The sequence below is a fragment of the Pantoea sp. OVA07A genome (assembly GCF_019969975.1).
GTDB lineage: Bacteria > Pseudomonadota > Gammaproteobacteria > Enterobacterales > Enterobacteriaceae > Pantoea > Pantoea agglomerans.
The window spans coordinates 171,915-184,459 of record NZ_JAHXYM010000003.1; the positions used below are offsets into that span (position 1 = coordinate 171,915).

General features: G+C 49.7%; 12 protein-coding genes. 7 read left to right on the forward strand and 5 right to left on the reverse strand.

What is annotated here, in order from left to right; genetic code table 11:
• Window positions 1-35 precede the first annotated feature (35 nt).
• The gene (locus tag LC417_RS11970; protein WP_089414813.1) at window positions 36-392 is read left to right on the forward strand and encodes a hypothetical protein; all 357 of its coding nucleotides are present in this window, start codon (window positions 36-38) and stop codon (window positions 390-392) included.
• A gap of 384 nt (window positions 393-776) precedes the next feature.
• The gene (locus LC417_RS11975) at window positions 777-1,262 is read left to right on the forward strand and encodes a GNAT family N-acetyltransferase (RefSeq protein WP_223565892.1); all 486 of its coding nucleotides are present in this window, start codon (window positions 777-779) and stop codon (window positions 1,260-1,262) included.
• Between the two features lie 188 nt (window positions 1,263-1,450).
• Here LC417_RS11975 and LC417_RS11980 read toward each other — a convergent pair whose 3' ends face one another.
• On the reverse strand, window positions 1,451-2,401 hold the full coding sequence (locus tag LC417_RS11980) for an AraC family transcriptional regulator (RefSeq protein ID WP_022624746.1): 951 nt from the start codon (window positions 2,399-2,401) through the stop codon (window positions 1,451-1,453).
• Between the two features lie 108 nt (window positions 2,402-2,509).
• Between LC417_RS11980 and LC417_RS11985 the strand changes: the two genes are divergently transcribed.
• Entirely contained in the window at window positions 2,510-3,736 is a 1,227-nt protein-coding gene (locus LC417_RS11985; protein WP_223565893.1) for an MFS transporter, read from the forward strand.
• Window positions 3,737-3,989: 253 nt separating this feature from the next.
• Window positions 3,990-4,430: a GNAT family N-acetyltransferase gene (locus LC417_RS11990; protein WP_033760268.1), complete on the forward strand. Its 441-nt coding sequence runs from the start codon at window positions 3,990-3,992 to the stop codon at window positions 4,428-4,430.
• Between the two features lie 113 nt (window positions 4,431-4,543).
• On the opposite strand, the gene arsC is transcribed toward LC417_RS11990, so the two are convergent.
• From arsC to LC417_RS12005, 3 genes are read right to left on the reverse strand one after another with little or no spacing between them, the layout of a single operon-like run.
• Window positions 4,544-4,969 (reverse strand): glutaredoxin-dependent arsenate reductase, encoded by a 426-nt coding sequence (gene arsC, locus LC417_RS11995; RefSeq protein ID WP_033786923.1) that lies wholly within the window; start codon window positions 4,967-4,969, stop codon window positions 4,544-4,546.
• Between the two features lie 12 nt (window positions 4,970-4,981).
• Window positions 4,982-6,271: an arsenic transporter gene (locus tag LC417_RS12000; RefSeq protein WP_033786925.1), complete on the reverse strand. Its 1,290-nt coding sequence runs from the start codon at window positions 6,269-6,271 to the stop codon at window positions 4,982-4,984.
• A 45-nt stretch (window positions 6,272-6,316) separates the two neighbouring features.
• Window positions 6,317-6,637 (reverse strand): transcriptional regulator, encoded by a 321-nt coding sequence (locus LC417_RS12005; protein ID WP_022624488.1) that lies wholly within the window; start codon window positions 6,635-6,637, stop codon window positions 6,317-6,319.
• A gap of 86 nt (window positions 6,638-6,723) precedes the next feature.
• Between LC417_RS12005 and arsH the strand changes: the two genes are divergently transcribed.
• Window positions 6,724-7,422, forward strand: a complete 699-nt coding sequence (arsH, locus tag LC417_RS12010) for an arsenical resistance protein ArsH (RefSeq protein WP_033760278.1) — start codon at window positions 6,724-6,726, stop codon at window positions 7,420-7,422.
• A 146-nt stretch (window positions 7,423-7,568) separates the two neighbouring features.
• On the opposite strand, the gene LC417_RS12015 is transcribed toward arsH, so the two are convergent.
• Window positions 7,569-9,110, reverse strand: coding sequence for an MFS transporter (locus LC417_RS12015; protein ID WP_182504960.1), 1,542 nt, complete (start codon window positions 9,108-9,110; stop codon window positions 7,569-7,571).
• Between the two features lie 121 nt (window positions 9,111-9,231).
• Here LC417_RS12015 and LC417_RS12020 point away from each other — a divergent pair, with 121 nt between their 5' ends.
• Entirely contained in the window at window positions 9,232-10,122 is an 891-nt protein-coding gene (locus LC417_RS12020) for a LysR family transcriptional regulator (RefSeq protein ID WP_033786930.1), read from the forward strand.
• Between the two features lie 345 nt (window positions 10,123-10,467).
• A complete protein-coding gene (locus LC417_RS12025; RefSeq protein WP_033760282.1) occupies window positions 10,468-12,405 on the forward strand; it encodes a methyl-accepting chemotaxis protein in 1,938 nt (645 codons plus the stop codon).
• Window positions 12,406-12,545 lie beyond the last annotated feature (140 nt).

Consider the following 12,545-nt stretch of genomic DNA (forward strand, 5'->3'; position numbering starts at 1 on the left):
GATTTTTTAACGATCCAAAGTCCTGGAAGACAGATATGAATAAATTTGTTTATTGTATGATTGCTTTGTGTTTTTCCGGTTTATGTTCCGCAGCTGAAGGTTTAGGCTTGGGGACATATTTATGTGATGTCCGGATAACCAGCTCTCATACAGAGACGCAGCTTTTGCCAAAAGCTGCTGTCGTTGAAGACAATGGAAGTAACTACAAAGTGAAAATGCTGGGTAATGAGGTAGCATCCCCAGCGCTTGAAAGTGTCATGGGTGGTATTAAACAGCAGGCTACTGTTAACGGAATAACCTTCGTAAGACGTCCTAATTACGATGATCGTTTTATCATCGAAAATGCGCATTCCGGCTTCTTTTATAAAATGAGAAACTGCAAAAAAAACTAATATTTTTTCAGCTGATGCTTTAAGCATTAGTATAGGATGGCTTTTAAATTAATTGTGTTTTAAAAGTCCCTGTTTACTATATTATCTTGATTGTGAACCTCATATCTTTGCAGCCATGTTATGATTAAAATGCTTCGACAAATTGCTGTCACCTATTCGGCCGATGAGCAATTTAAACTGCTATCATGTCCGTATGCCTTCCAGTTTAACGTTCAAGCTGTATTACCTTTGTATTAATTTCTGGCAACAGCAATGAGGCGGGCCAGACTAAGTTCAGATTTATGTCCGCTATGAGTGAGGAGCAGCCATGACCCCAGGGATGGTTTGAATAAGTGATATCCCTTTACCCGTTTTGAGCTGATGCTTTTCTTAGCAGGATGCTTTATGTTGGTCACACTCATCCTGCAGGGTATAACCATGATAAAAGTAGAAAAATCTGATCCATTCTCTTCAGAAACCCATCGTTTAATCGAAATGCTATCAGCAGAACTTGCCGCTATTACTGGTGATAACGGCAAAAGCAATTTCACCACCCAAGCAATGAGTGATGACAAAGCTTTATGGGCATTAGCAAAGAATTCTCAAGGCAGAGCTGTGGGATGCGGTGCTATACGGCCTTTTACCCAAAATATAGCCGAGCTTAAAAGAATGTTTTCAGACCGAAGTGAGTCAGGGATTGGTGGTGCTTTACTCACTTTCCTTGAAAAATCAGCAAAAGAGATGGGATATATCGAAGTTAGGCTGGAAACCCGCCACATCAACTATCGTGCTGTAAATTTCTACATGAAAAATGGTTATGTCCCTATTGAGAATTACGGCCCATATATAGGCAGGACAGAAGCTATCTGTTTCTCAAAGGCATTGCGCTGACTATATTAATTGGAACTGACGTCTGCTCCTGTCACAAAGTAAACTGTCATCGGGCTGATGACCGGTATATGCCAAAAGCGGATACTGTTTTTAATGTGATTTATTTATTTGATGCTGCCTTTGCTGGAGCACAAAGGAAGTCAGGCTACGTTGCGATTACTGCTAGCCCCGCCAGGGATAAAACACCATTAGCTAAGCAAACGAACCGCGCCTGGAGACTTGCCCGTTACACGCTTAAAAGCCCGGCTGAAAGCAGCCTGAGAGGAGTATCCTAACCGTTGCGATGCGGTGTCGACAGTAATGTTTTCTGACGACAGCCAGCGGACAGCGAGATGCATCTTTACTTCCGTTACATACCGTAGCGGTGGGACGCCGATGGTGGTCTGAAACCTTTCGGCGAATGCGGAGCGGGATATATGCGATTCGGCGGCGAGTTCTGCCACGCTCCAGTCGCGGCCCGGTTCGCGATGAATCGCCAGGATGGCCTGAGCCAGACGCGGATCGCGCAGTGCTGCAGCCAGGCCAGGGCTATTGCCGCAACCGTCTTCCACCCATCCTCTGATAAACATCGCTCCAGCCACATCGGCAAGCCTGGCGAGAATACCTGCATAGCCCACGCGTCCGGAGCATATCTCACGCTTCATCGCATCAAGGATATGCATGAGTCCCGGCCACTGAATCCCCTTTGCATCGGCATGCATAATTTCAGGCAGCACATCCGCCAGCCGCTGCATGCTTCCCAGATCGATTTTCATACAACCAAAAAACAGCACAGCACCTGGCGTTTCCTGAGTACTCGGGCAGGTATCAATCCCACTCACTTTTTCATCGAGTGGTGCCGTTTCAATATTGTCGATATCCAGCACGTCGGCGGCTGTTGCCGACAAAAGCTGATGCCGTTCGCCGTGGGGAAGAAATACAGCCTCTCCGGCTGAAAGCGTAAGAACTTCGCCGTTTGCACTATGAAGCACCATCTCCCCTACAGCGACGTAGTGCAGATAAGCATGACCGGGCCTGCTTGCGAAGTTCAGGCCAAACGTATCTCCCGTCTGGATACGCTGATATCGCACGCCGTATAGCCGTAGACCGGAAAGCAGCTCGCTGATGAGTTCTGATGACAGAGCGAAGGATGAAGTCATATGCCTTTTCGGGTTTTGGGTAAAAAAGTGAGGGTTTTAGAGCATAGATCATCCAGCTGCGCCTGAATAGACTTCTTCTCCTGAAACGACTTTCCAGGAGACTTAGAAATGACGGATGAAACTTCTATCAGGGTTCACAAAGAAAGAGTGCAAAGAGATGAGAAAATCCAGCCAGCCTGGCTTGCGGTTTTTTCGTTAACCATGGGTGTTTTTGGCCTGCTCACCGCAGAGTACCTGCCTGCCAGCTTATTAACGCCTATTGCACGGGATTTGGGTGTGTCAGAATCTCTTGCAGGACAGGCCGTAACAGTGACGGCGGTGATTGCGTTATTTGCCGGATTACTGATACCGCGATTAACGCGTGCGCTGGACCGGCGCGTCGTGTTGTTGAGCTTTACCGCCCTTATGATCTTCTCAAATCTGCTCGTGGCGCTCTCTTCAGGTATTGTCATGCTGCTGGCAATGCGCATCCTGCTGGGTATCGCGTTGGGTGGATTCTGGAGTATGGCAGCGGCGGTTGCGATGAGGCTAGTGCCGGAGAGGCTGGTACCGCGGGCGCTGTCGATCATTTTTAGTGGAATCGCGGTAGGTACTGTTGTTGCCGTACCGCTGGGAAGTTATCTGGGCGAGATGTCTGGCTGGCGTAGCGCGTTTATTGCCGCTGCTGCGGTTGGCGCACTCTCTTTTATTTTTCAGTGGCTGACGCTGCCCGGAATGCCGCCGGTAGTCAAGACCAGGACGGCATCCGTATTTTCTCTGCTCCAGAGGCCGGGCGTGAGCGTGGGCATGCTGGGGTGCGTGCTTGCACACACCGGCCAGTATGCGCTGTTTACCTATATACGGCCTGCGCTGGAAGGACTCGCACACATAGACGCAAAAGGGCTGGCATTAATACTTCTGGTGTTTGGCGTTGCTAACTTTATCGGGACACTGTCGGCAGGGTGGCTGATGGAACGCAGCCTGCGTTTTACGCTGATTATTATGCCTGCTCTGGTTGGAGCAGCGGCACTGGGTATGATCACTCTGCCGTTATCAATCGCCGGGCTTACAGCGCTGGTAATGCTGTGGGGGCTGGCATTTGGTGGCATACCGGTGGCGTGGTCAGGTTGGGTCGCCCGGACTCTTCCCGATGAGGCCGAGAGCGCAGGGGGTATGGTGGTCGCCGCCGTCCAATCCTCCATTGCCGCGGGTGCAGCAATAGGTGGCCTGATATATGGCCTCAACGGGGTGACGGGGGTATTCATTACAGCTGCCTGTATCATGCTTACTGCCGCGCTGGTTATTGCATTCCGGGTCAGGGTCTCGCCATCAGCTGAAGGAACGCAAAGCATATAATTTCAGTGGCATTTTAATATGTTGGGACACCTCAATCGAACAGCTTAACATCCCCGGACCGCACAGCGTTCCGGGCCTGCTGGCTGAGTCTGTTGGCAAAGGGGCGGGTTAACTGCAGAAGCTGGTTAAAATGCGTTTTGAGCGAGGAACGGAAAATAAATAGCAGGCATCTCATTGACGGTTCTGTGGCTCCTAAGAGGATCTGAATTCATTATCATCAGGATTTAGCTTTGTCATACATGGAGTAAGTCTTATGAGTATAGGTATAAGGCCAGCACAACTTTCTGATGTTGATGGAATTTTCTCAGTCCGAACATCTGTTACGGAGAATCATCTGAGCCGCGAAGAAATGCGAAGAATGGGGATCACAGAAAGCGTCGTGGGCGATATGATCAAAAACGACCATTGTGCATGGGTTGCCTGTGATAATGACGAAATTATCGGTTTTTCAATGATTTTAAAGGATAAAGGCTGCCTTTATGGTCTTTTTGTTCTTCCTGAATACGAAAGCAGAGGTATAGGTCGCAGACTCACTATGCTTGCGGAACAGGAGTTATTCAGACATCACGAAATTGCCTGGCTGGAAACCGATGAAAACAGCCGTGCGGCAAAATTTTACATGCAACTCGGCTGGGGTAATAAAGCAAATCTGGATGGCACTTTCATCCGGTTAGAAAAGCAACGTGATAGTTGATCTTCTTCATCTCTCATCGAGTTCCGCTTTTGCACGCAGAAGACCTGCGCTCTGGAAGGGCCGCTATGAGCGGGAAGCGGACGCCCGGTGTCCGCTAATGTGAACTCGCCAGGTTACTTAAACCGTCTCCCTGCCTCATCAGTCACCTTTTCTCCATCCTCTTTGGTGAAAGAATCTTTCTGACCTTCAGGGAGAATATCCAGCACAATTTCTGAGGGACGGCAAAGTCGTGTCCCTAATGGTGACACTACTACCGGCCTGTTAATCAGGATCGGGTGCTGAAGCATAAAATCGATCAACTGCGCATCAGAAAATTTATCTTCATCCAGACCCAATCGCTCATAAGGCTCAACATTCTTACGCAGCAATGCACGTACAGAAATCCCCATTTCTGAAATCAGCCTGGTAAGCTCTTCTCGTGTCGGTGGCGTATCGAGATAATAAATAATTGTTGGTTCGTTGCCGCTGTTACGGATCATCTCCAGCGTGTTACGTGAGGTGCCACAGGCCGGGTTATGATAGATGGTAATATTGCTCATATCAGTATCTCATTACAAAGTGACAGAGAGCCGCCATACCAGCGCGGCCAGAGTAACGAACAGCACGGGCAGGGTCATAATTATGCCTGTCCGGAAGTAATATCCCCAGGTAATGCTCATGTTTTTCTGTGCCAGTACATGCAGCCACAGCAGGGTTGCCAGACTCCCGATTGGGGTAATTTTGGGACCTAAATCGCAGCCAATCACATTGGCGTAAATCATTGCTTCTCTGACGACGCCAGTCGCAGTGCTCCCTTCAATGGACAGCGCACCAATCAGCACCGTCGGCATATTGTTCATCACCGACGACATGAAGGCAGTCAGGAAGCCGGTGCCGAACGTGGCAGCCCATAAACCGTTGTCTGCCAGCATATTGAGTACGGCAGAAAGATACTCAGTGAGTCCGGCATTACGCAGGCCATAGACGACCAGATACATACCCAGCGAGAAAATCACGATCTGCCAGGGCGCACCGCGAAGCACTTTCCCGGTATTAATGGCCTGGCCCCTCTTTGCCACCACGAACAGCACCGCTGCGCCAACTGCTGCTATAGCGCTGACAGGGATCCCCAGCGGCTCAAGAACAAAGAAACCGACCAGCAGGAACAGCAGAACAATCCAGCCAGCCCTGAACGTCGCAGGATCCTTAATCGCACTGCCAGGAATCTTCAGCAGTGAGACGTCATATCTGGCAGGGATATCGCGGCGGAAGAAGAGATGCAGCATGACCAGCGTGGCAGCAACGGCTGCCAGATTCACAGGAACCATCACGGAGGCGTACTGCGTAAAGCCCAGGCCAAAGAAATCCGCCGAGACAATATTTACCAGGTTAGAGACAATCAGCGGCAGGCTGGCGGTATCAGCGATGAATCCTGCAGCCATGACAAATGCCAGTGTCGTTCCCTGGCTGAACCCCAGAGCGAGCAGCATCGCAATCACAATCGGTGTCAGTATCAGTGCTGCACCGTCGTTAGCAAACAGCGCAGCAACAGCAGCGCCAAGCAGTACTATCCACGTAAACAACAGGCGACCGCGCCCGTTACCCCAGCGGGAAACATGCAGTGCGGCCCATTCAAAGAACCCAGACTCATCAAGCAGCAGGCTGATGACGATTACCGCAATGAACGCCGCTGTTGCATTCCAGACGATATTCCAGACGACAGGGATATCTTCAAAGTGGATGACTCCCATTCCCAGCGCCAGCACGGCTCCGATACTTGCGCTCCAGCCAATGCTGAGGCCTCTGGGCTGCCAGATGACCAGGACCAGCGTGAGTATAAAGATACTTCCTGCCAGAAACATTTTCCGACTCCTTTATATATGCTTATGTGTATGTGATTAAGCTTGTCAGCAGGAAGTACATGCGGATTTTTCCAGTCGTTCACGCACATCATCGCGCAGGCAGTGCCATGCCGTCGTTATCGTCTCGCCGGCCCATGCGGGCATGTGGGGTGAGAGACGGTAGTGAATCCATTTCCCTTCCCGACGGTCCAGTACCAGTTCAGCCTCACGCAGGATAGCCATGTGACGGGAAATTTTAGGCTGTGATTCAGTGGTAGCCGCACATATATCGCATACGCACAGTTCGCCCGATTCCCGGAGAAGCATGACAATTGCGAGCCGGGTTTCATCCGACAGGATCTTAAAAAGCTGAACAGGCTGTAGCATTTATTACTCCATTCCCTTTAGAATACATATATGTTAAATCATATGTGTTTAATTTGAAATCACCAGAGCCACCCGAAGGAGAAAAAATGGAGCACTTTCCTGCCCTGAACGCTGATTGCTTCGATCATCATATTGCTGAACGTCTGCAGCTCCATGAGCCGCCACGCATTCTGATTCTGTATGGCTCGGTAAGAGAGCGTTCTTACAGTCGTTTTACAGCAGAGGAAGCAGGTCGCCTGCTGGAGGCGATGGGAGCGGAGGTCAGACTGTTTAACCCTTCAGGTTTACCCCTGCCGGACGACGCCCCGGATACGCACCCAAAAGTCACCGAGTTGCGCGGGTTGGTCAGGTGGTGTGACGGGATGGTGTGGAGTTCCCCGGAGCGGCATGGGGCAATGAGTGCCGTGATGAAGGCACAAATCGACTGGATTCCCTTAAGCGAAGGGGCCGTTCGCCCATCCCAGGGAAAAACTCTGGCGGTCATGCAGGTATGCGGCGGTTCGCAATCTTTCAATGCCGTGAACCAGATGCGAATTCTGGGACGTTGGATGCGGATGTTTACGATCCCCAACCAGTCTTCAGTGGCCAAAGCATGGCAGGAATTTGATGAGAACGGGAGAATGAAACCCTCGTCCTGGTATGATCGTATCGTCGATGTCGCCGAAGAGTTGTTTAAAATCACCCTTATACTCAAGGGACAGACCGGTTACCTTGCCGATCGCTACAGTGAACGAAAAGAGAGCCATGAGGAGCTTTCATCCCGCGTTAATCAAGACAAAATATGACGTTCCTGTTTTCATGAATTCATGCTGTGTGAACTCAACAACGTCCGCTCCTGGCATAGAGTGGTCTGACATCGGATAATGCGCGCTATGAGCGAAAAGCGGATGCGATGAAATGAACGCTTACGACCTTATTCGATCACGATTTTTCACTCATCTCTGGCCAGCGTATTGCCTGCAGCACAGCCTTGCCTCTGCCGACCCAGCGTGATCCAGACCATCAGCGCGCAAATCAGCGTGACAGCAGCCAGAACTCTAAAAAGAAACGTATACGCAGTGTCATAACTGTCCTGAAGCAATAATCGTGAAATACCGGGTAACATCGCAGCGGCCTGCTCAGTACTGCCGCCCCCCAGCCATGCGGCAGCCTGGTGAATGACCTCTGGCGCATACCCGTGAACGGTGTTTTTCAGATTCAAATCATTCATTTCTTTTAAAAATGCTGACGCCATCGCCAGAGCGATCCCTTCTCCGGCAACGCGAACGGTATTAAAGAGGCCTGCGGCCATGCCCGCTTTCTCCACAGATACAGCTGAAAGTGCCAGACCATCCATCAGTCCCCATGGAAGCGCAGCGCCGGTACCGGTCATAATCAGTGAAAGCACAAGAAAATTACTGCTGTTACCCGGTAGTGCGTATCCGAGGAAAAGCAGCCCGACTGATGCAATAATAAGTCCTGCAGCTGAAACGGTTCCTGGAGAAAACCACCTTGTCAGCAGTGCGGCAATGGAAGGGAAAACCAGCATTGGAGACGTCAGCGCCATAAGATAAAAAGCGCTCCGGGACTCACTCATCCCGTCACCGCCCATAAAATGCAGCGGAATAATAATCAGCAGCACAACATAGCAATAGCATGTTGCTATCGGCAGTAGCAGAACGCCGGCAAAGCGCGGGCGCAGCAGCAGAGAGATATCCAGAACAGGATTTTCAACCCCCAGGCAACGCACTACAAACCCGCTGAAAAGCAGCATGGCGGAAATGAAAAGGGCGAGTGTGGGAAACGATAAAAACCCAAAGGCAGGTATAAGCATCACCGCTGATGTAAATAACATCAGGGCTGCAGTAAACATGATTAATCCTGTGCCGTCTGGTTTCTGATGTCCGCTCTCTTCTGATGCTGGCAGAAACGCAGCACCGGTCAAAAGTACAATGCCTGAAAGCAGAGCTAACATGGCATACAACCATCTCCAGCCCAAAGCATCCGTAATGAAACCCATCAACACAGGGCCGAACGCCAGGCCCACGCCAAACATAGTGCCAAGTATGCTGAAGGCCCGTGTCCTGTCCGGACCTTCATAGAGACGGGCCAGTGCGGCGCTGCCGCTGGCCAATATCAAGGCCGCCGCAAGACCCTGCAGTGACCTGAACAACCCAGCCATAAAGATATCCTGTGTCAGGCAGATCATAACGCTGCTCAGGCAAAACAGGGCTGAGCCTGCGGTAAAAATGCGCTTTCTGCCAGTAACATCCGCAGCAACACCGGCTGACAACAAAAAACTGCCGAAAGTCAGCATAAATCCATTCGTCAGCCATGACAGCGCGGCAGGCGAGCCGCCAAGAGCCTGTTGTATTGCCGGCGTGGAGATTACACCACCGGTAAAGCTTAACGGCAGCAATATAGCCGCCAGATAGACAGAAAAGGCTGCCATATTCCTGGCCATTGAACTGGGTGTTCTGGCTGAAGTTGCCATTGGGTGACCTTATGTTTCCGAAAAGCGGATGGGTTAACAAACTTCAGTAATGTTATTGCAGACATCAGAGTGAATAAATACACTGAAAATCTCTTCTTAATGGACATTAAGTTTATAATCAATGGACAGTCTGACCTCTCTTACTTCGTTTGTCCGGACAGCGGAGACGCTGAGTTTTGTACAGGCCGCAAGGCTGCTTGGGATTTCTGCCTCAGCGGTCGGGAAGAATGTCGCCAGACTTGAGCATAAACTGGGCGTACGTCTCTTATACCGCAGTACAAGAAACGTGAGTCTGACAGCGGAGGGGGCTGCTTTATTAATCCGCTGCCAGCATATCCTTGAGCAATTACAGGAGGCGGAGTCAGAACTGACGAGCAGCTTAGCGCAGCCTGCCGGGAGGCTCAGGGTTTCACTTCCTGTCATTGGCTACAGGTTGATCCTTCCTCTTCTGCCGGACTTTTCCCGCCGTTATCCTCATGTAGAACTCGATCTCGATTTCAGCGACCGGCTGGTAAACATCATTGATGAAGGATTTGATATAGCCATACGAAGCGGTGAACTGACGGACTCCCGACTGAAATCTAAAAAGGTTGGTGATTTTCGTTTTGTGCTCTGCGCCAGCCCTGACTATTTGAATGAGTATGGCGTGCCCGGCTCGCCAGCGGATTTAACGATGCACAGGTGCATTTCTTTTCGTTTTCCTTCAACTGGGCTGCTCCAGCCCTGGGAACTGCGCGGTATGTGCCCGGGTACTGACTTGAGGACAGCCCCTGTACTGACCGTAAATAATATAGAGGCTTCTGTTCGCCTGAGCCTGTCAGGTATGGGGATTTGCTATGTGCCCGGTTTTGTCGTTCGCGAATCTTTGAACACGGGGCAACTGAAAGAGGTATTGCCAGGTAGCTGTACCAGGCAGGGGGTTTTCTCGGCACTCTGGCCAGCCAGCCGGTATCTCTCACCGAGAATACGCTGCTTTGTCGATTTTATTGGTGAGTCCGGCCTGTCTCTGTAATCTGTACCAGGCAGTTAATGCTTTCTGAAATCGTATGCACTTTTATGCTTATTTTAAAATCATGAACGTCCGCTCCTGGCATAAAGTGGACATGAATCATGTATAAAATTCGTTAAGAGAGAAGTTGATATTAACAATCTTTCCTACCTCTTATGAGGTAATTGTTAACATCAGTATTGTCTAATTACTGGGTAACAGGTTAGACCTTGTTGCGATTCAACCTAAATATTCTCTTTCTTACGCCTGCTATAAAGTTAATGAATAGTTAACCGATAATGATGATTAAGATGCTTTTAATCTGCATTATTTGTGTTCTTATAAAAATTAATTCAGCAGGGTGTAAAAATGAGTAATATTCTTAACAATATTAATCTTACCGCTAAGTTTGCAATTCTGGGCTTGTTTTGCCTTGTTCTTTTTTCAGTTCCTACCGTGCTTTTTGTGTCAGAAGGTAATAAATATATTCAGGACAAGCAGAAAGAAGTAACAGGAGTGCCTGCTGAAAACAAAATCCTTGCCCTGTTGAATCTGATACAGCGCCATCGCGCTGAAACAGCCCTCGCTATTGCGCAAAAAAATCCTGCCACCTCATCGCGTCTAAGTGTTAGAGATGACATTGTTACTATCACCGATGCCATCAAGAAAGAGATGGCGCAGACAGAAGGCAGTGCGGGTTTAATCGAAAAAATCAATGGGGTGCGTGCACAGTGGGACGCGCTGCAGCAGGACATTGATGCTTCGAAACTGAATCAAACGACCAGTCTTGACGCACATGCGCAACTCATCCGCAAACTTCTTAACACAAACCGCGACGTGCTGGATTTTTACGGTTTGTCGCTTGATTCAGATATCAGTACGTACCGCCTGATTATCAGCAATTTCTCATCATTGCCTGAGCTTACCGAAAGTCTGGGTAAAATTCGTGCGTTCGGGACTTCACTGCTTGCCAGGAAAGAAGCCGTTAGTGAGGCTGACTCTGTCCGTATGGAATCATTAATCAGCACGGGTGCCTATAATCTGGATATGTTTGCTCAGGACTCAGAGAAGCTTTTTTCGTCTGATACAGGGCTGAAGCAGAAATTCAGTGCCGATGCAGACGCGGCCGTGCAGGAAGCCCAAAATGCCCTGAAAACTGCAGGGGCGTTATTTATTAGCCGCAGTATGACGAATCAGAATCCTCAGGACTATGCCGCAATTTTTACCAGCGCGATTAACAGATTCAGCACCTACGCGATTGCGGGCGGTAATGAACTGAATGACATGCTGAACCAGCAGATTACGGACCACCGGAATGCACAGTATGGTTTGCTGAGCGTTCTTCTCTTTATGGTCCTGCTTTCTGTCTTTTTCGCATTGATCATTATCCGTTCTGTTACACGACCTATCGGTGCCGCGTCAAAGCTTGCGCTTGAAGTAGCAGAAGGCGATCTGACAGCATCTTTTTCCGTGACAGGACGCAATGAAACAGCCGGTCTGCTTAAGGCATTACTGCAGATGAGTCAGCGCCTGACGGTGACGGTAGAAAACATTAAATCTAATGCCGTCACCATTGCCACCTCATCTGAGGAGATTGCCCGCGGTAACGGCGATCTTTCTGCGAGGACGGAAGAACAGGCTGCATCACTGGCTGAAACAGCCGCCAGTATGGAACAGCTCTCTTCGATCATCGGCAACAATGCTGAAAACACCCGCCATGCTGCAGAAATGGCCAGCTCGGCTACCAGCGCGGCATTGCGTGGCGGTCAGGCAATGGAATCAGTGCTGGGTTCCATGGAGAAAATCAGCAGCAGTGCAGGGCAGATTAAGGAAATCATTTCTGTCATTGATGGGATTGCGTTTCAGACGAATATTCTCGCGTTAAACGCGGCTGTTGAAGCTGCCCGGGCCGGTGAGCACGGTAAAGGCTTTGCCGTTGTTGCGGCGGAAGTCAGGTCGCTGGCACAGCGCTCGGCTGGCGCGGCGAAAGAAATTAAAGGACTGATCGAAAAGTCTGTGGAGAATGCTGAGCAGGGCATTTCGATGGCCCGGGATGCAGGTGAAAAAGTGAAGGAGAGTATGGATGCGATTGAACAGACAGCACAGCTGGTGAGAGAAATTTCATCTTCTTCAGAAGAGCAAAGTGCAGGGGTATCGCAGATAAATATTGCCGTTACTCAGATGGATCAGGTCACACAGCAGAATGCCGTGCTCGTTGAAGAGTCAGCATCGTCTGCTGATGAACTTGCAAGTCGAGCCGCTAATCTGAGGGACGCTGTTAGCGTGTTCCGCACAAACGCTGGTTAAAATTTCCTTTAAGTGCTTCTTTTATATGTCTGTAAACGGCGTGCTGTCGGCGCATTTCTGAGGTCTGTCATCTCAGTAACAGTATCTCATAAGCCATCCTACGGGATGGCTTAATTCCTTCCTTACGTAACTTTGGCACA